This window comes from Rhizobium sp. 22-785-1 (assembly GCF_053521965.1).
This window is the reverse complement of record NZ_JBNWDI010000001.1, coordinates 983108-1007702: the sequence shown is the minus strand read 5'-3', so window position 1 is coordinate 1007702 and position 24595 is coordinate 983108. Positions and strand designations below refer to the sequence as shown.

Below are 24595 nucleotides of genomic sequence, written 5' to 3'. Positions count from 1 at the left end.
CGCTGACTGGCGTTTGAGTTGCATCTGGCTGGGAATTGTCGCTCTCTGGCTGTTGTTGTGCGCCGGTCGGTGCGGCCTCGCTGTTTTGAACAGGAGCATTTGACGGGGCCGGCTGGGAGCCGGAATTATTGTTCTCTACAGCCGATGGTGCATCCTCATCGCCTGCCTGGCCCTGAGCAGGGGATGGTTCCTCTGCTGCTGGCTGAGACGGCGTAGGAGAATACGTGCCATCGTCGGTATCGGTGTCATTGTGTTCGGCGGGAGCAGGGGTGCTCGCCGTTGGCTGGGCAGAGGAACTCTGGCTGGTGGGGGTGGATGATGGCGGAGCTTCGCTCTTCGCCGGCCCGGATGTGCCGGTGGCGGACTGAGAGCCTGACGATCCAGAAGTGGAGCTTTTCGTAGAAGATGCGGGAGACGGAGGAAGTAATGCTTCTAACACTGCGGCACACCAAGTTAATATTGGACCGATAGCTAGGCCGCACCCCCACAAATTTCAGTATATTTTCGAGTTAAGATTTTAATCAATGAAGTCAGCTTGCCGAAAGACGCTCCGCTATCGTTGACAACTCCTTAATGCGGCTTCGGCTCGAAATCTGGCCTATCTCGGAAACTTAAGATGCGCCGGGTGATCGCTTCGTCGGACGTTGCGGCAACCAACCTGTTGGCTATCGCATCGCGCGTGTCCAGAACGTTTTGATTCAACACAAAACAACAGATCCAGGATGTTACCCGGTACTTTACGAAGCCGACCAATGAGAGGTTGGCGCGCGGCCTCCGGCTCAGAACGGCGGGTAACTGCGAACGAGCTTTAAACTGCGGCCAAATAAAAAAGCAGGCCGGAGCCTGCTTCTTCAAAATCATGCGATAGGAATTGCGCGATCAGTTACTGTTGAAGGCGGTGCGAAGCAGGTTGAGCTGGGCCTGAACGCTGTTCTCGTTGTCGGGAACCTTCGCCTCGGTGGGGCGGTAAATTTCGCGGTCGAGAAGGGCAACGCGGTTCTGGAGGCGCAACGAACGCTCGACCAGATCGCGGAAGGATTCCGGCAGATCGTTCCAGCCCGGCGCGTTGCGATCGACGTTAAAGTTATCGAGGCGCACCTTGTTCTTTTCGTTCAGAACCTGATCGCGGGTCATTTCGCCATTGTTGACAGCGCGCTGCAGCAGCAGCCACGATGCCATCTGCATCAAGCGGGTGGTGAGGCGCATAGATTCTGCGGCGTAGAGAACCGAAGCCATGCGCGGGAGAACCTTGGATGCTGCGCGACCGGAGCCGTCGAGGTAGCTTGCCGTTTCTTCCACCAAGCCCATCCCCTCGGCATAGAGAGTCTTGAACTGGTTCGAGGCTGCGGCGCGGCCGGCGAAGCTGATGGTATTCAAAACCTGTTCCGACATTTCTTTAATCCCTGCTTACGCATGATACGGTGAGGCAACGGAGTTAGCGGGTAAATTGTTCCGGCCTTTGTATTTTCAGGATGATACCAATAGCTGAAATGCGCAAGCTGATTATTAAAGAAAGGTTAATACCCACAGTTTTGCAGGTTTTCCAACAAGATAAAAAAAGAGCCGCAAAAGCGGCTCTCAAGGTAAAACAGGGAGAAAAATCAGACCAATTCGCCGATAGGAGAAACTGCCTGAGGTTCAGCAGAACTGAACATGTATAGTAATCTCTCAGAAAGCTTAATATTTGGTTAATGGTAAATGAAAAACTGTCGCGCGCCGTAACGTTTGTCGGCCGCATTGGTTTTCATCTGGCGCTAAACAGGCTTTCAGCCGCCTTGCGACCAGCGGACTTCTTCTCTCGCTCCTGTTCCAGCCGTTCGATCTCGCCGGTCAGAATGTTGATGCGGGCGGTCAGTTCGTCCACGGAAAGCAGCGTCAGATCACTGCCGACAATGTGGGTCGCGCCTTGCTTCTGCGGAAGATCCTCATCGAAAATACTCATATTCCTGCTCCCTTTTGCAAATCTGCTTCCTCTTCAGGATATTGCGGGGCTCTCGGATCAAGCGAGGCACTTTCGGGTGTCAACAGCGGTGCAGGTGCTGTCGGCATTGTGGAGAAGTTGTCTTTCTCCTCGGTCGTCAGTGCAGCGCGCTTGCGTGAGCGGAAGATAGAATAGGCGGTTATCATCAGATGTGAAGTCGCCGTTACCAGGAACAGCGCATAAGGTCCGAAATAGGTCATGATCGGACCGCCAAGGGTCGGGCCGATAATGGTGCCGATACCGTAGAGCAGCAGCAGGCCGCCCGAGACCTTGACGAAATCTTCGGAGGACGCAAAGTCATTGGCGTGCGCGACCGCGATTGGGTAGAGCGCATTGGCCGCCGCACCATAGACCGCAATCATGCCGATCAGCACATAGACATGCGACGGCTGGACGGTGGCGATCGCGAGGCCTGCGACAGCGCAAAGCGCCGCCAGCCCCGCCAGCACGAAGCGGCGGTCGATACGGTCGGAAAGCTTGCCAGCCGGAAACTGGGCGAGCGCACCGATGAATATGGTGGAGCTGACCATGATGGCGATGGTGGTGGGGTCAAGACCGGCGCGCGCGCCGAAGACCGCCGACAGTGTACCATAGGCGCCGTTGGCGATACCGATCAGCAGGATGCCGACGAAGGAGACGGGCGAGTTGCGATAGAGCGCCGGCAGATCGAGTTTCACCTTCTTCAAAGGCTGCGGGCTCTCCGCCTTGGAGAGCATGGCAGGCAGAATGGCAACGCAATAGATGATGGCGCAGACCATGAAGAGCGAGGTGTTGCCGACATGGCCGAAGGGAATGACCAGCTGACCCGCGACCACGCCGAAGAGTGTGATGGCGATATAGAGCGAGAAGATCGCGCCGCGGCTTTCATTGGTGGCGCGCTCGTTCAGCCAGCTTTCGATGATCATGGACGTGCCGGCGGTACAAAAGCCGGTGAGTGCGCGCAGGCCCACCCAGGCGACGTCATCGATGAAAAGCCCGGTTAACAGCACGGTAAGGCAAATCAGCGCCACGAAGCTGCCGAAGGCGCGGATGTGCCCCGCGCGGCGAACGATCGCGGGTGCCACGAAGCAGCCGATGACGAAGCCCGTTGCCCAGGACGTGCCGAGAAAACCGAGAACCTCGTTGGAGTAACCCTCCGCAGAACCGCGCACCGGCAGAAGCAGGCCTTGAAGGCCGTTTCCGAGAAAAAGGAAGAGGGTGCTGGTCAGGAGAGCGAATACGGGAAGAATATTTCTGCTCATAAAGTCACTCTCATGCCGATGCTATTGCGGGTATCACGTGCCAGTGGATTCGCTTTGGAGGCCGTTATGGTGAGCATAAAAATGTCCGCTCTGTGACGACGTCGAAATGAGTTTGACATTTGGCTTGCGGATGCTGCAAGCCCTTAAACAGACATTTGCGAGTGAACTGTCAGCGCTTGCCGGCTGTTCCCGCAGAACATGGCAGAAACGGCGGCGCGGTGCTTGCCGGATTGAGCCAAAAGGTTGCGCGATGACGAAGGCGATCGGCCTTTTGCTACTTCTTGCCATGGGCATCCAGCTTATCCGCCCGCTCGGTTTCCCGGGTTTTAGACGACGTGCCGATTTCTGGAAAATCGCCGTTGTCGCCTTTGTGCTGTGGACGCTGGTGCTACTTTTGCGGCCGTAAATTCATGCCGGCTGCGCGCACCCCTGCCGGCTGACAGGGGCGTGGCAGTCCATCCAGTCATCGCCATTTGCTGGCGCCAACGGCAACTTTTTGAACAGGCTGTGAGGCGGATCAGAGCTTGCGGCCGAGATGTTCCTCGACCTTCTTCCTTTCCCATGTGGCCTTGAGGAAAGGTACGAGGTCGAAAGTAGTCAGCCCTTTTAGAACGAGGGCAACACCCCAGCCGAGTGCTGGCCAGATGGCCCGGAACTAATGAGGGCTGGTGACGAGATTGATCACGACCAGCATGGCGATGACCACGACATATTGTGCGACGTGCAGATAGAATTCCTTGATCTTTCGCACGCGTTCGAATGCGATGGCTTCCTCGGCTTCTCATGCGTTGACAGCAATGCTTTGCATGTCCGTTTCCTTTTCCAAGGTCAGTTGCGACACGTCGATCTTGAAGACGGATGTTAGAGCGTTTCAAGGCTCGCCGATTGGCCGCGTTCGATGCGCTGGATGGTACGCACGCTGAGCCCACTGACGGTTGCCAATTGCTCTTGCGACCAGCCGCGCTGCAGCCTGAGTTTCTGTACCAGCATCATTCTCTCCAAGGTTCGACGAGGCCGACACTCACGCAAACCGCCGCCGGACACCACGTAATCCGCCCGACTGTCGGGTTGCTGTCGGGGCGGTGACGGGGTTGTTATGGCGCATAGTGCGACGGGCGGTGCGAAATTTGAAGAGAGTGGGAAAAGGGTGTCGCAAAAAAGCCGCCCGGTGGGGCGGCCTCCATTGAGGATTGTGCTCGGACGTCAGGCCGCTTTTTCCAGCTCCTGCGTCCAGTTTCCAAGGGCGGCCAGAGAATTCATCTCGGCGCGATGGCGGAAGGCCCGTTGGCCGGCGGCAACGTTTTCAGCCTTGCCACCCCAGGCGTGAAGTGCGGTTTCCTGTAGCGCGCGGCCATAGGAGAAGGTGACGGACCATGGCAGATCATACCCGGCATTGATCGCCGAGAGGTGGGCGGTGGCTTCCTCCGAGGTCTGGCCGCCGGAGAGGAAGGCGATGCCGGGGACTGCGGACGGCACGGTGGCCTTCAGCACCTTCACGGTCTTTTCCGCGACCTCTTCGACGCTTGCCTTGCGGGCGTTCTTGCCGTCGATCACCATATTGGGTTTCAGGATCATGCCTTCCAGATTGACGCGGGCGTCATAGAGATCGGTGAAGACGGTGCGCAGCACCCATTCCGTTACCTCGGCGCAGCGATCGATACTGTGCGTGCCCGGTTTGCCATCCATCAGCACTTCCGGCTCGACGATCGGCACGATACCGGCCTGCTGGCTAAGTGCTGCATAGTGGGCCAGCGCCTGCGAATCCGCTTTGATCGATCCCCAGGTCGGAAGCCCATCGCCGATATTGATGACGCCGCGCCATTTGGCAAAGCGCGCACCGGCGTCGTAATAGGTCTTCAGGCGGTCCGCCAGGCCATCCAGGCCTTCGGTCACAGTCTCGCCGGGGAAAAGGGCCTGCGGTTTTGCGCCCTTATCCACCTTGATGCCGGGAATGGCGCCTGCCGCCTTGATGATATCGACTAAGGGTGTCCCATCGGCTGCCTTCTGGAACAGCGTCTCTTCGTAGAGGATGACGCCGGAGATGCAGTTCGTCATCGCAGCGTCTGTGCGAAACAGCATCTCGCGATAGTCACGGCGGCTGGTTTCGGTGGATTCCAGGCCGATGGTATCGAAACGCTTCTTGATGGTGCCGGTGGACTCATCCGCCGCCAGCAGTCCCTTGCCGCTCGACATCATCTTCAAGGCAATGTCTTCCAGACGTTCAGTCATTTCCATTCTCCCTGTGTATGACCATACCCGAGTACCAGACGGAGGCAGAAAGATGGCGGTCTTCGCCTACGGAACCGACCGAAGAATATTCAATCGTTTGAATGTTTTACGGGCGTGGTTGAGCTGTGAAATCGCAGACTGAGAAGACGTTTTTTGAGGCTTTTGGTTCCACCGTCATCTGCGGGAGAGGAAGAGGTGCAGCGGTCCAAGGAAGGCGCTCTGCATGTTCTACAGGCTCTTGGCGTCTTGCTGGGCGTCATGCCGATGTATCGGCGTCCGTAGAAGAAGATGTGCCGTGGCTGCACTCTCGGATCGAGCCGGTCGTAGGCGTGGTAGGGGAGGTACCGTCCTGCCCTAAGCCAAGAGCCAACGCCGGATGCGGCGTTGGCAAGGAGTGTCTAGGGGGGGGCGAAGCGCCGTTTACTTCTGCTCTTGCAGAATGGCGACGCCTGGAAGCACCTTGCCTTCCATCCATTCAAGGAAGGCGCCGCCAGCCGTCGAGATGTAGGTGAAGTCTTCCGCCACACCTGCGTGGTTGAGTGCTGCGACCGTATCACCGCCGCCTGCGACGGAGACGAGCTTGCCGGACTTGGTGCATTCGGCAGCGTGACGTGCTGCGGCAACCGTTGCCGTGTCGAACGGTTCGATTTCGAAGGCGCCGAGCGGGCCGTTCCAGACAAGCGTTTCAGCGCGCGAAATCCAGCCGTTGATGGCTTCGACCGACTTCGGGCCGACATCCAGCATCATGGCGTCTTCGGGGATGGCGTTGATATCGACGACTTCGTTGGCGGCATTGGCCTTGAACTCGCGGGCAACCACGCCGTCGTCCGGCAGCACGATGGCGCAGCCAGCGGTCGCGGCTTCGATCATGATCTGCTTTGCGGTTTCGGCGAGATCATGCTCGCAAAGCGACTTGCCGACCTGGGTACCGCGGGCAGCGAGGAACGTGTTGGCCATGCCGCCGCCGATCACCAGCGCATCGACCTTCTTGACGAGGTTCATAAGCAGATCGATCTTGGTGGACACCTTGGCGCCGCCGACGATGGCAACGACCGGGCGGGCAGGGGCGCCGAGGCCCTTTTCCAACGCTTCCAGTTCGGCCTGCATGGTGCGGCCAGCATAGGCCGGCAGATGGCGGGCAAGACCCTCAGTGGAGGCATGGGCGCGGTGGGCAGCGGAGAAGGCGTCATTGACGTAGATATCGCCGTTCTTGGCGAGTTCTGCGGTAAAGGCCGGATCGTTCTTTTCCTCGCCCTTGTGGAAGCGGGTGTTTTCCAGAAGCAGGATATCGCCATCATTCATCTTGGCAATCGCATCTGCTGAGGCTTCACCGATGGAATCGCTGGCAAACAGCACGCTATGGTCGAGAACCTCTTCCAATGCCGGTGCGATCAGAGACAGGGACATGTCCGCGACAGGCTCACCTTTCGGACGGCCGAAATGAGCAAGCAGAATGACCTTGGCACCCTTTTCGGACAGTTCGAGAATGGTCGGAGCAACGCGCTCGAGGCGGGTCGTGTCCGTTACCTTGCCGTCCGCGACCGGCACGTTGAGATCGACGCGAACGAGAACACGCTTTCCGGAGATGTCGGTGAGGTCGTCAAGGGTCTTGAAGGCGGGCATAGATCGATCCTGTCCTGGTGTTCAAACAATATTTCGGGCGCGACCATACTATGCCTGACCGGCTGTGCAAGGCGTTTTCGTCACGATGCAATGACGCGCTTTCACTTCGTGTTCAGGCGGGCTTTGCGCTTTTCCCTACGGTGTTCGCGGGCGCGGTGGATGATGTCTTTGAGGCTGATGAAGATCGGCAGTGTGGTGGCGGGCGCGACTGGCTCGAGCGAGATGCCGATACTGGAAATGGCGTGTGTTTCATCAAGATCCCGAACGATCAGGATCAGCGAGCCAAGGCGGATACGGTCGGCATATTCGGCCTTTCCGCCAAGGCGGGCTTCGATGAGCTCGCCCACGGTGAGGGACTGTTCCTGCGCGGTAATCAGGCCGGGTCCATAGGAGGCGTCCAGCTCTTTGGCCGGACGTTGCGGCGCAATGGAGAAGGTGCCGAAAAGATCCTCGTCGTCTTTGGTCACTGGCTTCGCGCTGGCAAAGAGCCGGTCCAGGAGCCGTGCATAGCTTGGCATGACGAAAATATAGACCAGATCGTTTTCCCGGAGCCTTCCTGCATATTGATAACGGATGGACTTGCCATCGCGCACCACCAGAGACGGCATCGCCCAGCGGGGAATGCGCTCGCCCTGCAGAATGGCGCTGCCCTTGGCCACGCGGTAGGAGATAAGCTCGTGGGTGGCCGTGCCCGGTAGATCCACTTCCAGCTTGTCCACCTCGCCCATGCGGGGCGGCACGACGAGGCCAAGGCGGGTTGCGACGGGCTTGATGGTCCACCCCTGTAGCAGAAGTGAGACGAGCACGATGATGAAGGCGGCGTTGAAGTAGATCTCGGCATTGTTCAGCCCGCCGAGCGTCGGCAGCAGCGCCAGCAGAATGGAAACCGCACCACGAAGACCGACCCAGGCGACGAAGCTTGTTTCCTGCTGGGTGTAGTTGAACGGCATCAGGCTCAGCCACACTGCAAGGGGTCTGGCGATAAAGATGAGGAAGAGGGCGAGCAGGACGGCGGGCAGGATGATGGCCGGAAACTGCGAGGGTGTGGCCAGCAGACCGAGCATCAGGAACATGATGATCTGCGCCAGCCATGTCATCCCCTCATGGAAGCGACGGATCGCGCCCTTGGCGAAAATCTTGCGGTTGCCCGCAACGATGCCCGCGACATAAACGGCGAGAAAGCCACTTCCATGCAGCGCGCCGGTAAAGGAGAAGACGAGAAGCGCCAGCGCCAGGACAAGGATGGGTGCGAGCCCGCGATCCATGGTGAAGCGGTTGACGACGTTGACGATCATCAGGCCGCCAAGAATGCCAAAGATCAGGCCAAGGCCCATTTCCTTGAAGAACATCAGGATGAAACCGCTGTCGAAGCCGGCGAGCCCCTTGCCACGGCTCACCACCTCTACCAAAGCGATGGTGAGAAAGATCGCCATGGGGTCGTTGGTGCCGGATTCAACCTCAAGCGTCGAGCGCACCTGATCGCGGATATGAATGCCGCCGATGCGCAGCAGGAAGAAAACGGCTGCGGCATCTGTGGATGCCACGATGGAGCCAAGCAGCAGGCCTTCGAGCCAGGAAAGGCCGAGGAGCAGGGCGGCTGCACCGGCAAAGAACACGGCGGTCAGCACCACGCCAAGCGTCGCGAGTGTCACGGCCGGTCGTGATGAGAGCCGGAATGTCTGTAAAGGCGTACTGAACCCGGAATCGAAGAGAATGACTGCCAGCACCAGAGAGCCCAGCATATAGGCCACCGCGCTGTTGGTGAACTCTATGCCGATGCCATCCTTTCCTGCGACAAGGCCGATCATCAGGAAGAGCAACAGCAGTGGCGCGCCGAAGCGATAAGCAATCAGGCTGGAGAAAGCGGCCGCAAGAACGAGGACGGTGGCAACCAGCAGCAAGAGATAAAATGATTCCAATGCCCTAACCTCTTACACCCGCACGCGTGGATCCGGCGCGCAGTGCCACATCTGCCGATGCCGAATCTTGTCAGCGATTGTTCAGTGCCAAAATGGACCAGAGCAAGGCGAAGCACGAGCGCTGGCTTCGTGCCCATGAAAAAACCGGCAGGATTGCTCCCGCCGGTTCTGTGATCCGTTGGCTTGATGCCAGCTTAGATGGTCTTGGCGAAAGCCACTGCCGTGTCGGACATGCGGTTGGAGAAGCCCCACTCGTTGTCGTACCAGGACAGAACGCGCACGAAGTTGCCTTCCATGACCTTGGTCTGGTCGGTAGCGAAGATCGAGGAGTGGCTGTCGTGGTTGAAATCACGGCTGACCAGTGGCTCGTCGGTGTAGCCGAGAACGCCCTTCAGTGCGCCGTTCGACGCAGCCTTGATGGCGTCGTTGATTTCAGCGACGGAGGTTTCTCTCTTGGCGACGAACTTGAAGTCGACGACCGAAACGTTCGGGGTCGGAACGCGGATGGACGTGCCGTCCAGCTTGCCCTTGAGATGCGGCATGACGAGGCCGACGGCCTTGGCAGCACCGGTCGAGGTCGGGATCATGGAAAGGGCTGCGGCGCGGGCGCGGTACAGATCCTTGTGCATGGTGTCCAGTGTCGGCTGGTCGCCCGTGTAGGAGTGGATCGTGGTCATGAAGCCATGGTCGATGCCAACGAGGTCATCGAGAACCTTGACGACCGGTACCAGGCAGTTGGTGGTGCAGGATGCGTTAGAGATGACGAGGTGATCCTTCGTCAGCTGGTCGTGGTTGACGCCGAAAACGACCGTCAGATCGGCACCGTCAGCAGGCGCCGAAACGATGACGCGCTTTGCGCCAGCGGTCAGGTGGGCAGCAGCCTTGTCGCGGGCGGTGAAGATGCCGGTGCATTCCAGCGCGATATCGACGCCGAGTTCGCCATGCGGCAGGGTTGCTGGATCGCGAACGGCGGTCACCTTGATCGGCTTGCCGCCACCAACGATGATCGAGTCGCCTTCGACCTTCACATCCGCCGGGAACTTGCCGTGGATGGAGTCGTAACGCAAGAGATGCGCGTTGGTCTCGACTGGGCCGAGGTCGTTGATGGCAACGACTTCGATATCGGTGCGGCCGGACTCAACGATGGCGCGAAGGACGTTACGGCCGATACGGCCGAAGCCGTTAATGGCTACTTTTACAGTCATTTACAGTCTCCCGATCAATAATTTACGTCTGGATGGAATGGCATGTGGAGGCGATGGCAAAACTTGGGACTTCCCACCGCTGGCGGCAGTCGGGCCGAAGGTCAGGCGCGCAGCACGCCTCGTCCTCCGGCCAGAGGGATTAGCCGAGCTTCTCTTCGGCTGCGGCGACAACCGCTTCCGCAGTGATGCCGAAATGCTGGAACAGGTCCTTGGCCGGCGCGGAGGCACCGAACGACTGCATGCCGACGAAAGCGCCGTCATTGCCGATGAAGTAATCCCAGCCCTGGCGAACTGCTGCTTCGACGGCGATCTTGACTGGCGCGTTGCCGATGATGGCCTGGCGATAGGTCTCCGGCTGCTCCTTGAAAAGTTCGAAGCAGGGAACGGAAACGACGCGAGTGGAAATACCCTTGTCCTTCAGCGTGGCAGCGGCCTTCAGAGCCAGCTCGACTTCCGAACCGGAGGCAAAGATCGCAACCTTGGCATCGCTTGCCGAAACCAGTTCGTAGGCGCCGTAAGCCACGAGATTCTTCTCTTCATAGTCCTTGCGGGCTGGCGTCAGGTTCTGACGGGTCAGCGCCAGTGCGGAGGGGCGATGCTTCTCATGCAAGGCAAGCTGCCAGGCTTCTGCGGTTTCTGTCTCGTCCGCAGGGCGGAATACCAGAAGGTTCGGAATGGCGCGCAGCGCTGCGACCTGTTCCACCGGCTGGTGGGTCGGGCCATCTTCGCCAACGCCGATCGAGTCATGGGTCAGAACGTGAACCACGCGGATGCCCATCAGAGCGGCAAGGCGGATCGACGGACGGCAATAGTCCGAGAAGATCATGAAGCCGCCGGAATAAGGGATCAGACCGCCATGCAGCGCGATACCATTCATGGCAGCGGCCATTCCGTGTTCGCGGATGCCGTAATGCATGTAACGTCCGGAGAAGTCCGTCGGCGTGATCGACACCATCTGGCTGGTCTTGGTGTTGTTGGACGGCGTCAGGTCGGCGGAGCCGCCCAGCGTTTCCGGCACAACGCCGTTGATGACTTCGAGCGTGTCTTCGGATGCCTTGCGGGTGGCGACCGTCGGGTTGTTTGCGGCAACCTTTTTCTTGAAGGCATCGATGGCGCTATCGAAGTTGCCGGGCAGGTCGCCAGCAAAACGGCGCTTGAACTCGGCCTTCTTCTCAGCGTCAGCCGCTTCCAGGCGCGCTTCCCACTCCTGACGCGTCTTGGTCGAGCGCAGACCGGACAGACGCCATGCGTCCAGCACGTCTTGCGGAATGACGAAGGCTTCCGATTCCCAGTTCAGGTGCTTACGGGTTGCGGCAATCTCTTCCGCGCCGAGCGGCGAACCGTGAACCTTGTGGGTACCAGCCTTGTTCGGCGCGCCAAAGCCGATGGTGGTCTTGGCAGCGATGAAGGTCGGACGGTCGGACTTATGGGCTTCTTCGATGGCCGCGGCAATCGCTTCCGGATCGTGGCCGTCGATTTCGATCGTATGCCAGTGAACTGCCTTGAAGCGTTCGATCTGGTTGGTGGAGTCGGACAGGCCGACTTCACCGTCAATGGTGATGTTGTTGTTGTCCCAGAAGAGCACCAGCTTGTTCAGACGCAGATGGCCGGCAAGCGCGATCGCCTCATGGCTGATGCCTTCCATCAGGCAGCCGTCGCCGCACAGCACATAGGTATAATGGCTCTGCAGATCGGAGCCGAATTCTTCTTCGAGCTTACGCTCGGCAATCGCCATGCCCACAGCATTGGCAATACCCTGGCCGAGAGGGCCGGTGGTCGTTTCGATGCCGGTGGCGTGACCATATTCCGGGTGGCCGGCGGTCTTGGAGCCGAGCTGGCGGAAGCGCTTGATCTCATCGATCGTCATGTCCTCGTAGCCCGTCAGATACAGGCACGAGTAGAGCAGCATGGAGCCGTGACCGGCAGACAGCACGAAGCGGTCGCGGTCTGGCCAGTGTGGCGCCTTGGGATCGAATTTCAGGTAACGAGTAAAGAGAACCGTGGCGACATCCGCTGCACCCATCGGCAGGCCGGGGTGGCCGGAATTGGCCTTCTCCACAGCATCCATGGCAAGAAATCGGATTGCATTGGCCATCCGGTCGTGTTTGTCGCGAGAAATCATGGCTTTTCCGTCTGTTCCGGGTGAAAGGAGATAGTCGGTCTGACTATCCAAAAAGCGGGTTGATCCATATCAGGTGGGGCGGCTCTGTCAACAAATCCAGCCTTTGTTGCGGTTCGATCGGCAACAAAAATCGTTTCGCATCCGCCTCATGTGCGTTCGGCCGATCTTCCTCTCAAGCTGTGGCCATAATCAGGCAGGGTGGCGTCACGAGATCGTTGCCAAGCCGCATTCATCCACAGCGCAAAGTGCTTGAATGTATTGGTTTGATTGACGCGGGCTCAAAACGGGTAATATCGTGTGCTGGCCTTGAGTGACATCGGGCGGCAACGATTCGGGCTTGCCGCTTATGCGGTTTGGAAGAAACGATGACGGCGGAAAAGACCATACATGTTGCGCTGTCGGAGCTCAGCTCCGCAATCACCAGCCTTGAAAACGCCCTGGATGTGCGTCTCGAGCGCCAGCGCGAAAGCGCAGAGGTGGAGAGTGAAGTCAAGCGCGTCCATGTTGATCGCGCCCGCCTTGCGCAAGAGCTTGACCAGTCGCAGTTTCGCGCCAACCGGCTGGAAGAGGTGAACCGCGAGGTTTCGCGCCGTCTGGTCACTGCCATGGAAACCATCCGCGCCGTGCTGGACAGATAAGAGGAGACGGCCCATGGCTCAAGTCACCGTGATGATCGACGGAAAAGCCTACCGCATGGCATGCGAAGCCGGGCAGGAAGACCATCTGACCGATCTCGCCGCGCGTTTCGACCGCTATGTCGGCCATCTCAAAAGCCAGTTCGGCGAAATCGGCGATCTGAGACTGACCGTCATGGCAGGCATCATGATCACCGACGAAATGTCAGAACTGTCGCGCAAGATCGAAGCCCTGGAAAACCAGGTGGCCTCCCTGCAGCAGAACCGCGACGGCATGGCCGAGAGCAAGGCGAAGGCGGATGAGCAGATCGTGCTTGCCATTTCCGATCTTGCCATGCGGCTGAACGGCATCACCGAAAAGCTGGTGGAGAGACCGAAGCCTTCGGTGAATTAAACCTGTTGCTGCGTATCGGCTGCGATCAAGATTGTCTTCGGTAGCCTCTTTCGAAACGTAACGATCCATCATATATAGAGCGTGCGTTCTGCGCTTCTCGACAGGAACCACAATCCCTGGGGCCATACTCGATCCAAAGGGAGCTGTCCCTGGCCAGCCTCGTGGGGCTGGACACACGGTGCCCACCTACGTTTGTAGGCACCCAGGATCGTAAACATCCATCGGTCGTCGCGGACGCACTTTATCATTTTAGCCTATGCGGCTTCGCCCGTTTGACGGCGTTGCAACAAACCATCGGTTTTAAATCGCGCCCTTTTGCGTGAAGGGCGACGCCCATGATTATTTTATTGGTTTCATGATGAAAGCTTTGCAGTGGCACGATGTTGTCATTGCATTGATGGAACAATTCTTTATTATTCGGATTGGTATGTCCGTTCAGCCTGTCCTAAAGGCGAATGCGGTTGCAACCGCGACGTGCCGTTCAACAGCCCAAAGAGCTAAACTTGTTTACTGAAATTATGATCGTGGTCCTGCTCACCGTACTGAACGGGGTGCTCGCCATGTCCGAACTTGCTGTCGTCTCTTCCAGACCGGCGAGACTTAAAGTGCTGGCCGCTCAAGGCAGCAAGGGCGCCACAATGGCGCTCAATCTTTCTGAAAATCCCGGACGGTTTTTGTCCACCGTGCAGATCGGCATTACGCTGGTCGGCATTCTTTCCGGTGCCTTCTCTGGCGCTACACTCGGTACTCGCTTCACAGCCTGGCTCATCGAGCAGGGCGTGCCGGACCGTGCCGCCGATGCGCTTGGCGTCGGCGTCGTGGTCGTTGCCATTACCTATCTGTCGCTGATCGTCGGCGAGCTGGTGCCAAAGCAGATCGCGCTACGCGACGCTGAAAAGGTCGCCGCCCGCGTCGCTCCCGCCATGGTGTTCCTGTCCAAGATTGGTGCGCCGGTCGTCTGGCTTCTCGATAAGTCGGGCAAGATCGTGCTGGCTATTCTCGGGCACAGCGGTGAATCAAACGCTTCTGTTACCGATGACGAAATCCGCACGGTTCTGGCGGAAGCGCACAGCGCCGGCGTGATCGAGACCGAGGAGTCGGCGATGATCACCGGCGTTATGCGTCTAGCCGACCGTAACGCCAGAGGCCTGATGACCCCGCGTCGCGATGTGGAAGTCGTCGATATCGAGGACACGGCGGAGGAGATACGCGAGCAGCTTCGCGGCACGCAGCGGTCGCGCCTTCCGGTGCGCAATGGCGCTTCCGACGAAATTCTCGGCGTGCTTTTCGCCAAGGATGCTTTCGATGCGCTGGCTTCCGGCAAGGAGCTCAACATCCGCGAGTTGCTGCGCGAAGTTCCGGTCGTGTCCGACCTCACAAGCGCTGTCGATGTGATCCAGTCGCTGCGCCGTTCCACGGTGCATATGGTTCTTGTTTACGACGAGTATGGTCATTTCGAAGGCATCATCAGCTCCGGCGACATTCTGGAGGCCATCACCGGCGCCTTCCAGGAGGAGGACGATGAAGAGCCTGCGATGGTGCAGCGTGAAGACGGCAGCTTCCTCGTGGCCGGCTGGATGGCGGCGGACGAATTTGCCGATCGCATGGGCTTTCAGATCGATGAGGATGCCGAGTTCGAAACCGTTGCCGGTTTGGTGCTGGACGAATTCCGCCGCTTACCGGAACTTGGCGAGCACATCACGCGCAACGGCTGGCGCTTCGAGGTCATCGATCTTGATGGTCACCGTATCGACAAGGTCCTTGTCAGCCGGGCCGCGTAATGAGCAACGCTGCTTCGCTTACAAAAGCGCAATTGCGTCTTGAGCGTCTCGCCCTGCGGGACGCTCTTTCTGTTGAAGAGCGGAGTGAAAAAAGCGCCGCCATGGCTGAAAAGGCTGTGGCGGCATTGTCGTTTTCTGCCGGGACTGTGATCTCAGGCTTCATGCCCATCCGTTCCGAAGCAGACACCCGGCCGTTGATGGAAGCTTTGCGCGACAAGCGCGCTACACTTTGCCTGCCGGTGATGCTTGACCGCGAGACCATCGTCTTTCGTGAATTCTTTCGAGATGCAGAACTGGTAAAGACCGGCTTTGGCACCAAGGGGCCGGATGAGAATGCGTCGGTCCTGGACCCGGATATCCTGCTCGTGCCGCTCTCGGTCTTCGATGGTCGCGGCCAGCGTATCGGCTATGGGGCCGGGCATTACGACCGCGCGATTGCGCGCCTACATGCAAAAGGCCTGGAACCCTTGCTGATAGGCATTGCATTCGACTGCCAGGAAGTGCCATCAGTGCCGGCAGAAGCGCATGACGTTGCGCTGGACGCGATTTTGACCGAAAGCGGCATGCGGCATTTCACTGGCAGGGCAGGGGCATGAGACTACTTTTTCTCGGGGATATGGTGGGCAAGACTGGACGCACGACCGTCTGGGAGAAACTGCCGGGACTGATCTCCGACCTGAAACTGGATTTCGTCATCGTCAATGGCGAGAATGCCGCTGGCGGTTTCGGCATTACCGAAGACATTTATCTGGAAACCATCAATGCCGGGGCTGATGTGGTGACCACCGGCAACCATGTCTGGGACCAGAAAGAGGCCGTTTCCTTCTGTGAGCGGCACGACCAGTTCCTGAGGCCAGCCAATTACCCGAAGGGTACCCCCGGCAAGGGTTCCGGCCTGTTCTATGCCCGCAATGGAGCGCGCGTGCTGGTCGCCAATATCATGGGCCGCGTCTTCATGCATCCTGAGTTGGACGATCCCTTCAGCTCCGCCGAAAGCATTCTCGCAGCCTGCCCGCTGAAGGAACAGGCGGATGCGATCATCTTCGATTTTCACGCCGAGGCCACGAGCGAAAAACAATGTTTCGGCCATTTCGTCGATGGCCGCGCCAGCTTCGTGGTTGGCACGCACACCCATGTGCCGACGGCGGATGCTCAAATCCTGAACGGCGGAACCGCCTATATGTCGGACGCCGGCATGTGCGGCGATTACGATTCCTCGCTCGGCATGGAGAAGGAAGAGCCGATCAACCGGTTTATCTCGAAAATGCCGAAGGGCCGTTTCGAGGCGGCAAGCGGTCCTGCGACGCTGTGCGGCGTTGGGGTGGAGATTTCCGATAGCACCGGCTTGGCGGAGAAGATCGCGCCCTTGCGAATTGGGCCAAGGCTGGCGGAGACTGTTCCGGCGTTTTGGGCTTGAGTGTTTGCGTCCACCCCGCAATGACAACAATGTGAGCGCAACCTACCGCTAACAGCTAGACGAACCCCCATCCTTGCCGCATCCTTCCCTGCATTCGCCTTTCAGGGGAGTGGTGCCATGCGTCGCATATCCATGCCTGCATTGATCGCCATATTGTTCAGCGCCGCCTCGGTTGCCGCGCAGGAACCTCCCGATCGCCCTCCCGTCAGCCAGTGCCAGGCGATTGCGCAGGCGCTTCCCAAGGTCACTTTCGCCAGCTTCGAGCCATCCGATATCAAGAAGGCTGAGTTCAGCGACCGGGAAGAGGTGAAGATCCAGTATATCGGCCATTCCACCTATACGATCGAGTCACCCGAAGGCGTGGTGATGGCCACCGACTATAACGGCGTCTACCGCCCGCCGGTCATGCCGACGGTAGCGACCATGAACAATGCGCACACCACCCATTACACGCTCGCACCGGAGCCTGAGATCAAGCATGTGCTGCATGGCTGGAGCGATGTGCCGGGTGAAAAGGCCGTTCACAAGCTGGAAGTGGGCGATGTCTATATCCGCAATGTGACCTCGGATATTCGCAACCGCTGGGGTGGCGATGGTCTGCTGACCAAGGACGGCAATTCGATCTTCATCTTTGAAGTGGCCGGGCTCTGCATCGGCCACCTCGGGCATCTGCATTACGAGCTGACGGAAACGCAATATGCGGAAATCGGCCGGCTGGATGTGCTGATGGTGCCGGTCGACGGCGGGCTGACGATGGGGGCGGACAGCATGAGCCGCATCGTCAAGCGGTTGCGCTCCGCGCTCATTTTGCCGATGCACCAGCCGAGCGCTCTGGAGCGGTTTCTCGTGGCCTTCGGACCTCAGTTCAAGATCGCCTATGCCAGTGACCCGATAATCCGGGTATCGATGCGAAACCTTCCCCGCCAGCCGCATATACTCGTGCCGCAAGGCATGTAGCAAACGTCAGCCACAACCGATCGGTGCGACGGCCACGCCTATGCAAAAGCGCCGCGCATCCCAAAGATGCACGGCGCTTGCGGTCGTCAGTCGACGATCGGGTCAGGCGAAGGTCAGGTGCTGTCGAACGCCGACATCCGGCATTTTTTCGTCCGACATATTGGCTTTCGCGATTTCCCAGCCGAATTTCAGCGTGCTGTCGGTGGAGGCCCAGATGTCGGCGTCATCGACATGCAGCGCCAGCATCACCAGTTGCGGGTCGCTCTTGCCGTGTTCGTACCAGGCGGCGGTAACGGAGTTCCAGTATTCCTCTAGCTTGGTCTTATCGTCACGGACTTCCAGCTTGCCCGACAGGCAGGCGTGGTAGTCGTGATCCTTGCCGATAACGCAAAAATGCGCGCGCGAACCGGACTTCAGCGACTGGACGAGATCGGTATCCCGCTTGGAGAAGAACCAGATGGTGTTGGTCTTCGGGTCCGCATGCGGCGCCATGGGCTGCATGTGGCTGTGGAGACCTTCCAGGCCCAGCATGCCCGCATGGACGGAATTGATCTCGTCCCAAAGCTGACGGGCGGGTTGTTCGCGTGCTTCAGTCAGGCTTACCATTCACTGATCTCCTTCCGGTTCCTGTTCGTGTCGGCTACGATCCTGTCGTGACCGCGCCACCTGTCATCAGAACGGCGGGCGAGGATTTCTGTTCCTTGTCGTGCTGCTATTGAGAGGCGAGAAGAAGGGCTTACGGGCTTGAACAGCCGCCATATCGCCCTTATAAGGCCCCCAATCCAAACAAACGATCCGATCAGGGGTGCCATGGCTGGCCATTCACAGTTCAAGAACATCATGCATCGCAAGGGGAAACAGGATTCGATCCGTTCGAAGATGTTCTCCAAGCTTGCCCGTGAAATCACCGTTGCAGCCAAGTCCGGTCTTCCGGACCCGACCATGAACGCTGCTCTTCGCCTGGCTGTGCAGAACGCCAAGGCGCAGTCAATGCCGAAGGACAATATCGACCGCGCCATCAAGAAGGCTTCGGGCGCGGATGCGGAAAACTACGATTCTGTGCGCTATGAAGGCTACGGTCCTGGTGGCACGGCAGTCATCGTCGAAGCGCTGACGGACAATCGCAACCGCACGGCTTCCAACATCCGCTCGATTTTCACCAAAGCTGGTGGCGCACTTGGCGAAACCGGTTCGGTGTCCTTCTCCTTCGACCGCGTCGGCGAAATTACCTACAAGGCATCCGTTGGCGATGCTGACAAGGTGATGGAAGCGGCAATCGAAGCCGGTGCCGAAGATGTCGAAAGCGGCGAAGAAGGCCACACGATCATCTGCGGCTTCGAAGACATCAATGAAGTTTCCAAGGCGCTCGAAGCGACGCTTGGCGAAGCTGACAGCGTCAAGGCTGTCTGGCGTCCGCAGAACACCGTTCCGGTGGATGAGGAAAAGGCCCAGTCGTTGATGAAGCTTATCGACAACCTTGAAGACGATGACGACGTGCAGAACGTCTATTCGAACTTCGAAGTGTCCGAAGAAGTCATGGCGAAGCTGTCCGCTTGACACTCTCTGGCTCCGTCCGATGTGAGGACGGCAATCGAAAGCGACAGATCAAAAGCACAAAGGCCGGATTTGCTCCGGCCTTTTTCATTTTCAATGGTGACAGTGGTAGAGGCGTGTCAGCGCACAGTCGGCTCAAGCCGCCTTCTTCACGCCTTCGCGCACCTCGGCGAAAACTTCAACCGACCGCAGCCGCTTGTTGATGTCGTGGATCGGCATGGAGACGATCAATTCGTCTGCGCCGGTCTCGCCCAGGAACTGCTGAAGCTTGCGATCGATGGTCGCGTGAGAACCGACGGCGGCGTAGCGCAGCGTGTGTTCCACCGTGATCCGCTCCATATCGTTCCAGTAACCGTCGATGCTGTCCACCGGCCGCGGGAAGGGCGTGCGGACATTCTTGCGCAGATTGACGAATTGCTGTTGCGCGGAGGTGAAGAGATGTCGCGCCTCCTCGTCCGTATCGGCACCGACCCCCATGATGCCGACCATCATGTAAGGCTCCGATAACGTCGCGGATGGCTGGAAGCGTTCGCGGTAGATGGCAATCGCATCCATCAGCATGTCCGGGGCGAAATGCGAGGCGAAGGAATAGGGCAGGCCCAGCGCTGCGGCGAGATGGGCGCTGTAGATGCTTGAGCCCAGAAGCCAGATCGGCACGTTGGAATTGACGCCCGGCACGGCAAGGATTGCCTGGTCCGGCTCGGGGGAGCCGAGATAGCGTTGAAGCTCAACGATGTCATGCGGGAAGTTTTCCGCTCCAGCGTCGAGATTGCGGCGAAGCGCACGGGCCGTGCGCATATCCGTTCCCGGTGCGCGACCGAGGCCGAGATCGACACGCCCCGGCAGCAATGCTGCAAGCGTGCCGAACTGTTCGGCAATCACCAGCGGCGAATGGTTCGGCAGCATGACGCCACCCGAGCCGACGCGGATCCGAGAGGTCGCGGCACCCACATGGGCAATGACAATGGACGTGGCGGCGCTGGCGATGCCTGGCATGCCGTGATGTTCGGCAAGCCAGAAACGCTCGTAACCGTTCTCTTCCGCCTTGATGGCCATGCGGCGGGAATTATCGAGCGCCTTGCTTGCGTTCTCTCCGTCGCCAATCGGCGAGAGATCGAGAATGGAAAAGGGAATCATGGCATGCTCCTTGCGGCATTTCTTTGTAAGGAAATGTAATGCGAGGTGTCGCATTTGCCATAGTCGTTGCAGCGAATTGATCCATGGTTCAAAAAAACTGACGGGCTGATGACGCGTAGGGCGTGGCTCCAGTCCGGCTTTTCTCTTTGAATGTTTTTGTTTTGTTCACTTATGGCTGGCAGGTTTCAAGCCCACAGGATAGGGTTTGACACATGCAAAACGCGATTCGAATTATCGGCATTGATCCGGGCCTAAGGCGTACCGGCTGGGGCGTCATCGAAACGATTGGCAACAGCCTGCGTTTCGTTGCCTCCGGCACTGTGACGTCCGATGCCGAGATGGACCTCGCGTCGCGCCTTTGCCAGTTGCATGACGGGCTGGCGGAGGTCGTGCATTCCTATCAGCCAGATGAAGCAGCTGTTGAACAGACCTTTGTCAACAAGGATGCTGTGGCGACGCTGAAGCTCGGACAGGCGCGTGGCATCGCCATGCTCGTTCCCGCGCGCGCAGGTCTTCATGTTTCCGAATATGCACCGAATGCGGTCAAGAAGGCGGTGATCGGGGTCGGCCACGGGGAAAAGCAGCAGATCCACATGATGCTGAAAATCCTGATGCCGAAGGCCGAGTTCAAGGGCAACGATGCCGCCGATGCGCTGGCGATCGCCATCTGTCATGCACATAACCGCGGTGGCGACCGGATGCGCCGCATTCTCGCCGCCGGCTAGGCAGACTCTTTTCGGCTTTTGGCTCTCTCTCAAACATCACGGACGCGACGATGATCGGCAAACTCAAAGGCACCATAGAAGAAATCGGCGACGACTACGTTCTCGTTGACGTTCATGGCGTCTGCTATGTGGCGCATTGCTCGGCACGCACGCTGTCGCGGCTTGGCTCTGCCGGCGAGGCGGTCGTGCTGTTCATCGAGACCTATGTGCGTGAGGACCAGTTGAAGCTGTTCGGCTTCATGAGTGCTCTGGAACGCGAGTGGTTCAACCTGCTGCAGAGCGTGCAGGGTGTGGGCTCCAAGGTGGCGCTTGCGGTTCTCTCCACCCTCTCGCCGTCCGAACTCGCAAACGCCATCGCACTGCAGGACAAGGCTGTTGTCTCCCGCGCGCCGGGCGTCGGTCCGAAGGTCGCGATCCGCATCGTCACCGAATTGCGCAACAAGGCCCCTGCTTTTGCCGGAGAGGCGGCAGGTGCCATCGGGCTCAAGCAGGAGATCGGCGAAGGGGCGGCGCCTGCGCCGGTCGCCGATGCCGTCTCGGCTTTGACCAATCTCGGCTATTCGCGCGATCAGGCTGCCAACGCCGTGGCGGCCGCCTTGAAGAATGGCGGGGAGGGTGGAGACAGCGCCAAGCTGATCCGACTGGGCTTGAAGGAGCTTTCACGGTAGATCTGATATTTGTATTTTTGGCGGATGAATGATAATATTTCCGCCATATGATGTTTTTTCTTACGGGTGCGTATCATGGGATGGGAAGTCGTTGTTTCGTCAAAGGGGCAGGTAACGTTGCCTAAAGACATGCGTGAAGCGCTCAACCTTCGCCCCGGTGATCAGGTCGTCTACTCCATCATCGATGGCGAAGTGGTGCTGACGCCAAAGAATATTGATTTCAATGATCTCGCTGGCCTTTTAGGTAAGCCTCCCAAGGGCCGTGCCACCTTGGAAGAAATAGACGAGACCGTCAGCAAGGCTGCAGGCCATAGCGTCGTCGATACCGATGATGATCAGGCGGATGCCGCTGCATGATAGTGTATGGCGTGGATACGAACGTCGTTCTTCGTCTTTTCGTTGATGATGAACCAGACCAACGGGAAGCAGCACTGCGTTTCGGAGCAGGGATTGGCCGCGACTACACTGTCTTCGTAACGCTTCTCACTCTGATCGAGCTCAGTTGGGCTTTGAAGTCACAATACGGTTTCGATCGACGACAGATCAGCTTGGCCATTCGCAAGTTGCTGCACACAAGGGGTTTGGTCGTTGAAGGACACGATAAGGTCGTCAAAGCCGTCCGTCTGGTTGAGCGCCATAATGCCGACTTCACGGACGCGCTTATCGCGTGTCAGTCGCTCGGCGAAGGCTGCAAAACGATTTATACCTTCGACATCAAGGCAGCGCGGAAAATACCCGGAATGGAACTTTTGACATGAGTGAGGCTGCACGGCTGATTTCTGCTGAGAAGCGCGGCGAGGATATCGACACGACGCTGCGCCCGCAGACGCTGGATGATTTTACCGGCCAGGCGGAGGCGCGCGCCAATCTGAAGATCTTCATCGAAGCGGCGAAGAACCGTGGCGAGGCGCTGGACCATGTGCTCTTCGTCGGCCCGCCCGGTCTTGGCAAGACGACGCTGGCGCAGATCATGGCGAAGGAACTTGGCGTCAACTTCAAGTCCACCTCCGGCCCTGTCATCGCGAAAGCTGGCGATCTCGCCGCGCTGCTGACGAACCTTGAAGAGCGTGACGTTCTGTTCATCGACGAAATCCATCGGCTGAGCCCGGCGGTGGAGGAAATCCTCTATCCCGCCATGGAAGACTTTCAGCTGGACCTGATCATCGGAGAGGGTCCGGCGGCGCGCTCGGTGAAGATCGATCTTTCCAAGTTTACCCTCGTTGCCGCCACCACACGCCTTGGTCTTTTGACCACCCCGCTTCGCGACCGTTTCGGCATTCCGGTGCGCCTGTCTTTTTACACGGTGGATGAGCTTGAACTGATCGTGCGACGCGGTGCGCGGTTGATGGGGCTGCCGATGACGGATGAGGGTGCGCGCGAAGTTGCGCGGCGCGCGCGTGGAACGCCGCGTATTGCCGGGCGCTTGTTGCGCCGCGTGCGCGACTTTGCCGAAGTGGCCCGCGCCGAGGCTGTGACACGGGAGATTGCCGATCAGGCTCTGACGCGGCTTCTGGTGGATAATATGGGTCTCGATCAGCTGGACATGCGCTATCTGACGATGATCGCGGTGAATTTCGGCGGCGGGCCGGTGGGCATCGAGACGATTGCTGCTGGGCTTTCGGAGCCGCGCGATGCGATCGAGGACATCATCGAGCCCTATATGATCCAGCAGGGATTTATTCAGAGAACGCCGCGTGGCCGTATTTTGACCGCGACGGCGTGGAAGCATCTCGGTATGCAGCCGCCTAAGGATCTCGAAGCGGCGCAGTTTCGCCTTTCTCTCGAGGACGAGTAAATTTGATCACGCGCCGTGCGCTTCTTAAAATGGCCGCGACTGCCAGCGCTGGCTTCTTTTCGCTTGGAGCTTACGCAGGTGGTGTGGAGCCACTGTTGCGGCTTGCGACCACACGCTACCGCATCACGCCGCCGAATTGGCCGACGGGGCAAAGCCTGCGTATTGTCGTGATCGCCGATCTGCATGCCTGCGAACCATGGATGTCGCCAGAGCGGATCTCTCGCATTTGCGACCATGCCAATACGCTTGGCGGCGATATCATCCTACTGCTGGGGGACTATGTCACCGGCATGCAGCGCTTCATCACAGATATCGTCCCGCCAGCGCAATGGGCCAACGCGCTGTCTGCCTTGCGGGCAACCTATGGCGTACACGCCGTGTGCGGCAATCACGACTGGGCGCAGGACCCTGAGGCGCAGAGGCTTCGGCTGAAGGAAACGGTTTCGCACCGGGCGTTGCGGGCCGTCGGCATAACCGTCCATTCCAACACCGCTATCCGCACCGGAACCGAGGAGCATCCCTTCTGGATTGCCGGACTTGAGGATCAGTGGGCCTATCGCGAACGCGGCGAGGTCGCGGGCCTTGACGATCTTCCCGGGACGCTGGCGCAGGTTACCGATAATGCGCCGATCATTATGATGGCGCATGAGCCGGATATTTTCCCGACAGTGCCGGAGCGTGTGTCTCTGACATTGTCCGGCCATACCCATGGCGGGCAGGTCAATCTGTTCGGTTGGCGGCCCGTCGTTCCCTCCATTTACGGAGAACGTTATGCCTATGGTCACAAGGTGGAAAACAGTCGTCATCTGGTCGTGTCTGGCGGTCTTGGTTGTTCGGGCGCGCCGATCCGCTTCCTGTCACCACCGGAAATCGTGGTGATCGATCTCGTCGGCTGACGGAACCAGACCGCCACCACCGCCCTTTCCCGTTCTTTCAATGGGAGAAGCTGCATGACGACGTATCGCAAAGGCACCAAGGTCAGCTGGAAGTGGGGCAATGGCAAGGGTGAGGGCAAGGTGGCCGAGAGCTTCACCGAGGATGTCGAGCGCAAGATCGACGGCTCGACGATCAAGCGCAAGGCCAGCAAGGACGAGCCGGCCTATCTGATCGAGCAGGACGACGGCGGCAAAGTACTGAAGAGCCATTCGGAGCTTGATAAGGCAAGTTGAGTCGCAGATCGCCGTCGCTCGTCAAATGGAGGCTGATGCGCTG

At 58.8% G+C, this 24595-nt stretch carries 27 protein-coding genes, 1 other RNA gene and 1 pseudogene; 17 read left to right on the top strand and 12 right to left on the bottom strand.

The features are described from left to right. Window positions 1-224 precede the first annotated feature (224 nt). Entirely contained in the window at window positions 225-368 is a 144-nt protein-coding gene (locus tag ACQZ5M_RS04800; protein ID WP_296082986.1) for a hypothetical protein, read from the top strand. Window positions 369-879: 511 nt separating this feature from the next. Here ACQZ5M_RS04800 and rcdA read toward each other — a convergent pair. The 3 genes from rcdA to ACQZ5M_RS04785 form a co-directional block, all read right to left on the bottom strand. Continuing rightward, the gene (gene rcdA / locus ACQZ5M_RS04795) at window positions 880-1392 is read right to left on the bottom strand and encodes a protease adaptor protein RcdA (RefSeq protein WP_296016545.1); all 513 of its coding nucleotides are present in this window, start codon (window positions 1390-1392) and stop codon (window positions 880-882) included. A gap of 352 nt (window positions 1393-1744) precedes the next feature. Continuing rightward, window positions 1745-1942 (bottom strand): DUF1192 domain-containing protein, encoded by a 198-nt coding sequence (locus ACQZ5M_RS04790; protein ID WP_296038401.1) that lies wholly within the window; start codon window positions 1940-1942, stop codon window positions 1745-1747. Beyond that, complete coding sequence (locus ACQZ5M_RS04785) at window positions 1939-3222, bottom strand: MFS transporter (RefSeq protein ID WP_296016549.1); 1284 nt, start codon at window positions 3220-3222, stop codon at window positions 1939-1941. The genes ACQZ5M_RS04790 and ACQZ5M_RS04785 overlap by 4 nt, the downstream gene beginning before the upstream one ends. 250 nt (window positions 3223-3472) lie before the next feature. Between ACQZ5M_RS04785 and ACQZ5M_RS04780 the strand changes: the two genes are divergently transcribed. Beyond that, window positions 3473-3628, top strand: coding sequence for a hypothetical protein (locus tag ACQZ5M_RS04780; RefSeq protein WP_165457088.1), 156 nt, complete (start codon window positions 3473-3475; stop codon window positions 3626-3628). 111 nt (window positions 3629-3739) lie between these two features. On the opposite strand, the pseudogene ACQZ5M_RS04775 reads toward ACQZ5M_RS04780, so the two are convergent. From ACQZ5M_RS04775 to tkt, 7 genes and pseudogenes are all read right to left on the bottom strand, one after another. Continuing rightward, window positions 3740-3928 (bottom strand): annotated as a pseudogene (locus tag ACQZ5M_RS04775) (2TM domain-containing protein). Between the two features lie 155 nt (window positions 3929-4083). After that, complete coding sequence (locus ACQZ5M_RS04770; RefSeq protein WP_296016552.1) at window positions 4084-4212, bottom strand: helix-turn-helix domain-containing protein; 129 nt, start codon at window positions 4210-4212, stop codon at window positions 4084-4086. A 213-nt stretch (window positions 4213-4425) separates the two neighbouring features. Next, complete coding sequence (locus ACQZ5M_RS04765) at window positions 4426-5451, bottom strand: class I fructose-bisphosphate aldolase (RefSeq protein WP_449079172.1); 1026 nt, start codon at window positions 5449-5451, stop codon at window positions 4426-4428. Between the two features lie 420 nt (window positions 5452-5871). Then, window positions 5872-7074, bottom strand: a complete 1203-nt coding sequence (locus ACQZ5M_RS04760) for a phosphoglycerate kinase (RefSeq protein ID WP_296016560.1) — start codon at window positions 7072-7074, stop codon at window positions 5872-5874. A 101-nt stretch (window positions 7075-7175) separates the two neighbouring features. Then, complete coding sequence (locus ACQZ5M_RS04755; RefSeq protein ID WP_296096844.1) at window positions 7176-8993, bottom strand: potassium/proton antiporter; 1818 nt, start codon at window positions 8991-8993, stop codon at window positions 7176-7178. Between the two features lie 194 nt (window positions 8994-9187). Next, window positions 9188-10198: a type I glyceraldehyde-3-phosphate dehydrogenase gene (gap, locus tag ACQZ5M_RS04750; protein ID WP_296016563.1), complete on the bottom strand. Its 1011-nt coding sequence runs from the start codon at window positions 10196-10198 to the stop codon at window positions 9188-9190. Between the two features lie 139 nt (window positions 10199-10337). Further along, a complete protein-coding gene (gene tkt / locus ACQZ5M_RS04745; protein WP_296038409.1) occupies window positions 10338-12320 on the bottom strand; it encodes a transketolase in 1983 nt (660 codons plus the stop codon). A gap of 365 nt (window positions 12321-12685) precedes the next feature. Here tkt and ACQZ5M_RS04740 point away from each other — a divergent pair, with 365 nt between their 5' ends. The 7 genes from ACQZ5M_RS04740 (at window position 12686) to ACQZ5M_RS04710 (ending at window position 17504) form a co-directional block, all read left to right on the top strand. Continuing rightward, a complete protein-coding gene (locus ACQZ5M_RS04740; protein ID WP_296016568.1) occupies window positions 12686-12958 on the top strand; it encodes a DUF4164 domain-containing protein in 273 nt (90 codons plus the stop codon). Window positions 12959-12971: 13 nt separating this feature from the next. Beyond that, a complete protein-coding gene (locus ACQZ5M_RS04735) occupies window positions 12972-13349 on the top strand; it encodes a cell division protein ZapA (protein ID WP_062427933.1) in 378 nt (125 codons plus the stop codon). Window positions 13350-13431: 82 nt separating this feature from the next. Further along, a non-coding RNA gene (gene ssrS, locus ACQZ5M_RS04730) (6S RNA) lies at window positions 13432-13589 on the top strand. A 278-nt stretch (window positions 13590-13867) separates the two neighbouring features. Further along, window positions 13868-15130: a hemolysin family protein gene (locus ACQZ5M_RS04725; RefSeq protein ID WP_363315090.1), complete on the top strand. Its 1263-nt coding sequence runs from the start codon at window positions 13868-13870 to the stop codon at window positions 15128-15130. Continuing rightward, window positions 15130-15726 carry a 5-formyltetrahydrofolate cyclo-ligase gene (locus tag ACQZ5M_RS04720; RefSeq protein WP_449079171.1) on the top strand — a complete coding sequence of 199 codons (597 nt, stop codon included), beginning with the start codon at window positions 15130-15132 and terminating at the stop codon, window positions 15724-15726. The genes ACQZ5M_RS04725 and ACQZ5M_RS04720 overlap by 1 nt, the downstream gene beginning before the upstream one ends. Beyond that, complete coding sequence (locus tag ACQZ5M_RS04715; protein WP_296016576.1) at window positions 15723-16547, top strand: TIGR00282 family metallophosphoesterase; 825 nt, start codon at window positions 15723-15725, stop codon at window positions 16545-16547. Before ACQZ5M_RS04720 ends, ACQZ5M_RS04715 begins: the two co-directional genes overlap by 4 nt. A 117-nt stretch (window positions 16548-16664) precedes the next feature. Further along, the gene (locus ACQZ5M_RS04710; RefSeq protein ID WP_449079170.1) at window positions 16665-17504 is read left to right on the top strand and encodes an MBL fold metallo-hydrolase; all 840 of its coding nucleotides are present in this window, start codon (window positions 16665-16667) and stop codon (window positions 17502-17504) included. 102 nt (window positions 17505-17606) lie between these two features. Here the strand turns inward: ACQZ5M_RS04710 and ACQZ5M_RS04705 are convergent, their stop codons facing one another. After that, window positions 17607-18110 carry a pyridoxamine 5'-phosphate oxidase family protein gene (locus tag ACQZ5M_RS04705; protein ID WP_296016580.1) on the bottom strand — a complete coding sequence of 168 codons (504 nt, stop codon included), beginning with the start codon at window positions 18108-18110 and terminating at the stop codon, window positions 17607-17609. Window positions 18111-18314: 204 nt separating this feature from the next. Here ACQZ5M_RS04705 and ACQZ5M_RS04700 point away from each other — a divergent pair, with 204 nt between their 5' ends. Further along, window positions 18315-19061: a YebC/PmpR family DNA-binding transcriptional regulator gene (locus ACQZ5M_RS04700; protein WP_296020613.1), complete on the top strand. Its 747-nt coding sequence runs from the start codon at window positions 18315-18317 to the stop codon at window positions 19059-19061. A gap of 132 nt (window positions 19062-19193) precedes the next feature. On the opposite strand, the gene ACQZ5M_RS04695 is transcribed toward ACQZ5M_RS04700, so the two are convergent. Next, complete coding sequence (locus ACQZ5M_RS04695; RefSeq protein WP_449079169.1) at window positions 19194-20195, bottom strand: LLM class flavin-dependent oxidoreductase; 1002 nt, start codon at window positions 20193-20195, stop codon at window positions 19194-19196. Window positions 20196-20407: 212 nt separating this feature from the next. Between ACQZ5M_RS04695 and ruvC the strand changes: the two genes are divergently transcribed. From ruvC to ACQZ5M_RS04660, 7 genes are all read left to right on the top strand, one after another. Beyond that, entirely contained in the window at window positions 20408-20920 is a 513-nt protein-coding gene (gene ruvC / locus ACQZ5M_RS04690) for a crossover junction endodeoxyribonuclease RuvC (RefSeq protein WP_296020606.1), read from the top strand. A gap of 50 nt (window positions 20921-20970) precedes the next feature. Further along, window positions 20971-21588, top strand: coding sequence for a Holliday junction branch migration protein RuvA (gene ruvA / locus ACQZ5M_RS04685; RefSeq protein ID WP_111849624.1), 618 nt, complete (start codon window positions 20971-20973; stop codon window positions 21586-21588). Window positions 21589-21663: 75 nt separating this feature from the next. Beyond that, on the top strand, window positions 21664-21945 hold the full coding sequence (locus ACQZ5M_RS04680; protein WP_296078588.1) for an AbrB/MazE/SpoVT family DNA-binding domain-containing protein: 282 nt from the start codon (window positions 21664-21666) through the stop codon (window positions 21943-21945). Beyond that, the gene (locus ACQZ5M_RS04675) at window positions 21942-22346 is read left to right on the top strand and encodes a PIN domain-containing protein (RefSeq protein WP_296078587.1); all 405 of its coding nucleotides are present in this window, start codon (window positions 21942-21944) and stop codon (window positions 22344-22346) included. The genes ACQZ5M_RS04680 and ACQZ5M_RS04675 overlap by 4 nt, the downstream gene beginning before the upstream one ends. Next, window positions 22343-23383, top strand: coding sequence for a Holliday junction branch migration DNA helicase RuvB (ruvB, locus tag ACQZ5M_RS04670; protein WP_296078586.1), 1041 nt, complete (start codon window positions 22343-22345; stop codon window positions 23381-23383). The genes ACQZ5M_RS04675 and ruvB overlap by 4 nt, the downstream gene beginning before the upstream one ends. 2 nt (window positions 23384-23385) lie before the next feature. Further along, a complete protein-coding gene (locus tag ACQZ5M_RS04665) occupies window positions 23386-24279 on the top strand; it encodes a metallophosphoesterase (RefSeq protein WP_449079168.1) in 894 nt (297 codons plus the stop codon). Between the two features lie 54 nt (window positions 24280-24333). Further along, complete coding sequence (locus ACQZ5M_RS04660) at window positions 24334-24552, top strand: hypervirulence associated TUDOR domain-containing protein (RefSeq protein WP_296020594.1); 219 nt, start codon at window positions 24334-24336, stop codon at window positions 24550-24552. Window positions 24553-24595: the final 43 nt, after the last annotated feature.

What these genes read in the sequence shown, in the direction of transcription:
- rcdA (WP_296016545.1), bottom strand. Translation starts at nt 1,392, where the DNA reads ATGTCGGAACAGGTTTTGAATACCATCAGCTTCGCCGGCCGCGCCGCA.
- ACQZ5M_RS04790 (WP_296038401.1), bottom strand. Translation starts at nt 1,942, where the DNA reads ATGAGTATTTTCGATGAGGATCTTCCGCAGAAGCAAGGCGCGACCCAC.
- ACQZ5M_RS04785 (WP_296016549.1), bottom strand. Translation starts at nt 3,222, where the DNA reads ATGAGCAGAAATATTCTTCCCGTATTCGCTCTCCTGACCAGCACCCTC.
- ACQZ5M_RS04780 (WP_165457088.1), top strand. Translation starts at nt 3,473, where the DNA reads ATGACGAAGGCGATCGGCCTTTTGCTACTTCTTGCCATGGGCATCCAG.
- ACQZ5M_RS04770 (WP_296016552.1), bottom strand. Translation starts at nt 4,212, where the DNA reads ATGCTGGTACAGAAACTCAGGCTGCAGCGCGGCTGGTCGCAAGAGCAA.
- ACQZ5M_RS04765 (WP_449079172.1), bottom strand. Translation starts at nt 5,451, where the DNA reads ATGACTGAACGTCTGGAAGACATTGCCTTGAAGATGATGTCGAGCGGC.
- ACQZ5M_RS04760 (WP_296016560.1), bottom strand. Translation starts at nt 7,074, where the DNA reads ATGCCCGCCTTCAAGACCCTTGACGACCTCACCGACATCTCCGGAAAG.
- gap (WP_296016563.1), bottom strand. Translation starts at nt 10,198, where the DNA reads ATGACTGTAAAAGTAGCCATTAACGGCTTCGGCCGTATCGGCCGTAAC.
- tkt (WP_296038409.1), bottom strand. Translation starts at nt 12,320, where the DNA reads ATGATTTCTCGCGACAAACACGACCGGATGGCCAATGCAATCCGATTT.
- ACQZ5M_RS04740 (WP_296016568.1), top strand. Translation starts at nt 12,686, where the DNA reads ATGACGGCGGAAAAGACCATACATGTTGCGCTGTCGGAGCTCAGCTCC.
- ACQZ5M_RS04735 (WP_062427933.1), top strand. Translation starts at nt 12,972, where the DNA reads ATGGCTCAAGTCACCGTGATGATCGACGGAAAAGCCTACCGCATGGCA.
- ACQZ5M_RS04725 (WP_363315090.1), top strand. Translation starts at nt 13,868, where the DNA reads ATGATCGTGGTCCTGCTCACCGTACTGAACGGGGTGCTCGCCATGTCC.
- ACQZ5M_RS04720 (WP_449079171.1), top strand. Translation starts at nt 15,130, where the DNA reads ATGAGCAACGCTGCTTCGCTTACAAAAGCGCAATTGCGTCTTGAGCGT.
- ACQZ5M_RS04715 (WP_296016576.1), top strand. Translation starts at nt 15,723, where the DNA reads ATGAGACTACTTTTTCTCGGGGATATGGTGGGCAAGACTGGACGCACG.
- ACQZ5M_RS04710 (WP_449079170.1), top strand. Translation starts at nt 16,665, where the DNA reads ATGCGTCGCATATCCATGCCTGCATTGATCGCCATATTGTTCAGCGCC.
- ACQZ5M_RS04705 (WP_296016580.1), bottom strand. Translation starts at nt 18,110, where the DNA reads ATGGTAAGCCTGACTGAAGCACGCGAACAACCCGCCCGTCAGCTTTGG.
- ACQZ5M_RS04700 (WP_296020613.1), top strand. Translation starts at nt 18,315, where the DNA reads ATGGCTGGCCATTCACAGTTCAAGAACATCATGCATCGCAAGGGGAAA.
- ACQZ5M_RS04695 (WP_449079169.1), bottom strand. Translation starts at nt 20,195, where the DNA reads ATGATTCCCTTTTCCATTCTCGATCTCTCGCCGATTGGCGACGGAGAG.
- ruvC (WP_296020606.1), top strand. Translation starts at nt 20,408, where the DNA reads ATGCAAAACGCGATTCGAATTATCGGCATTGATCCGGGCCTAAGGCGT.
- ruvA (WP_111849624.1), top strand. Translation starts at nt 20,971, where the DNA reads ATGATCGGCAAACTCAAAGGCACCATAGAAGAAATCGGCGACGACTAC.
- ACQZ5M_RS04680 (WP_296078588.1), top strand. Translation starts at nt 21,664, where the DNA reads ATGGGATGGGAAGTCGTTGTTTCGTCAAAGGGGCAGGTAACGTTGCCT.
- ACQZ5M_RS04675 (WP_296078587.1), top strand. Translation starts at nt 21,942, where the DNA reads ATGATAGTGTATGGCGTGGATACGAACGTCGTTCTTCGTCTTTTCGTT.
- ruvB (WP_296078586.1), top strand. Translation starts at nt 22,343, where the DNA reads ATGAGTGAGGCTGCACGGCTGATTTCTGCTGAGAAGCGCGGCGAGGAT.
- ACQZ5M_RS04660 (WP_296020594.1), top strand. Translation starts at nt 24,334, where the DNA reads ATGACGACGTATCGCAAAGGCACCAAGGTCAGCTGGAAGTGGGGCAAT.